Raw genomic sequence first — 253 nt, 5'->3', positions numbered from 1 at the left:
GGGGCAGATTCGAACTGCCGAACCCGAAGGAGCGGATTTACAGTCCGCCGCGTTTAGCCACTTCGCTACCCCTCCGAAACTTACATGGTGCCGGCTAGAGGACTTGAACCCCCAACCTACTGATTACAAGTCAGTTGCTCTACCAATTGAGCTAAGCCGGCGTATATTATTAAGATAAATGGTGGCTCGGGACGGAATCGAACCGCCGACACGAGGATTTTCAGTCCTCTGCTCTACCGACTGAGCTACCGAG

Annotated in this window: 1 tRNA gene; it reads right to left on the bottom strand. The window is 53.4% G+C overall.

Annotated elements, in window-relative coordinates:
• Positions 1–85: 85 nt before the first annotated feature.
• Positions 86–161, bottom strand: a tRNA-Thr gene (locus JDS99_RS31350).
• Positions 162–253: the final 92 nt, after the last annotated feature.

Origin of the sequence: Bacillus cereus group sp. N6 (genome assembly GCF_016483705.1) — a bacterium.
In the GTDB taxonomy this organism is placed as follows: domain Bacteria; phylum Bacillota; class Bacilli; order Bacillales; family Bacillaceae_G; genus Bacillus_A; species Bacillus_A wiedmannii.
This window is presented reverse-complemented; position numbering and strand designations above follow the sequence as displayed.